This is a genomic window from Staphylococcus sp. 231237_7MaSpsaltlick (assembly GCF_043107035.1).
Map to the genome: position 1 here is coordinate 1 of NZ_JBICNX010000114.1, position 1524 is coordinate 1524.

The following is a 1524-nucleotide window of genomic DNA, read 5'->3' on the forward strand; positions in this document are numbered from 1 at the left end:
TTTGTAACTCATCCTTACCTGTCGTACCGTTTGGTACACTGTTCAATTTCGCTGAAGCTTCTGCTTTCGCTGTTTCTAATGCTTCAATTAGTTGATCTAACTCAGCTTTTTCACTTGGATTTACTAAGTTATCAGACGTAATCTCAGACAACTTGTCAGCTGCTGCTTTTTTAGCTTCTTCTACTGCCGTAATTGCTTGTTCTGCCTCTGATAACTGCTCTGTATCTAAGACGCCGTTACTGTCTTGATCATTCACTTCTGGTGAAGTCACTGTACCAATTTGATTTAAGCGTGTTTGTAACTCATCTTTGCCTGTTTTACCGTCCGGTACACTGTTCAATTTCGTCGAAGCTTCTGCTTTTTCCCTTTCTAATGCCTCAATTAATTCCTCTAATTCGGCTTTCTCGCTCGGGTTAATCAAATTATCGGCTGTGATTTCAGATAACTTATTATCCACCGCTTTCTTAGCTTCTTCCACTGCTTCAATTGCTTGTTCCGCCTCTGATAACTGCTCGGTATCTAGTACACCATTGCCGTCTTGATCATTCACTTCTGGCGCTGTCACTGAATCAATTTGATCTAGACGTGTTTGTAATCCGTCTTTACCTGTTGTACCATCTGGTACATTATTTAATTTCGTTAAAGCATCTGCTTTCGCTGTTTCTAATGCTTCGATGAGTTGATCTAACTCAGCTTTTTCACTTGGATTTACTAATCCATCAGATGTAACTTCAGATAACTTATTATCGACGGCTTTCTTAGCTTCTTCCACTCCTACAATTGCTTGCTCCGCCTCTGATAATTGCTCGGTATCTAGCACGCCATTACCATCTTGATCATTGACCTCAGGCGCTGTTACTGAACCAATTTGGTCTAGACGTGTTTGTAACTCGTCTTTGCCTGTTGTACCGTTTGGTACACTGCTCAATTTCGTCGAAGCATCTGCCTTAGCTGTTTCTAACGCTTCAATAAGTTGATCTAACTCGGCTTTTTCACTTGGATTTACTAATCCATCCGATGTGATTTCAGATAACTTATTATCGACGGCTTTCTTAGCTTGTTCCACTGCTTCAATTGCTTGTTCTGCCTCTGATAACTGCTCAGTATCTAGTACACCATTGCCGTCTTGATCATTCACTTCTGGCGCTGTCACTGAATCAATTTGATCTAGACGTGTTTGTAATCCGTCTTTACCTGTTTTACCATCTGGTACATTATTTAATTTCGTTAAAGCATCTGCTTTCGCTGTTTCTAATGCTTCGATGAGTTGATCTAACTCAGCTTTCTCACTTGGATTTACTAAGTTATCAGACGTAATCTCAGACAACTTGTTAGCTGCTGCTTTTTTAGCTTCTTCCACTGCTTCAATTGCTTGTTCCGCCTCTGATAACTGCTTGGTATCTAGTACACCATTGCCGTCTTGATCATTCACTTCTGGCGCTGTCACTGAATCAATTTGATCTAGACGTGTTTGTAATCCGTCTTTACCTGTTTTACCATCTGGTACATTATTTAATTTCGTTA

1 protein-coding gene is annotated in these 1524 nt (G+C 40.3%); it reads right to left on the reverse strand.

Features of this window, described 5'->3' with window-relative positions:
* Positions 1–1524: GA-like domain-containing protein (locus ACF91D_RS30200; protein WP_327621126.1), on the reverse strand; the 1524-nt coding region annotated here is incomplete at both ends.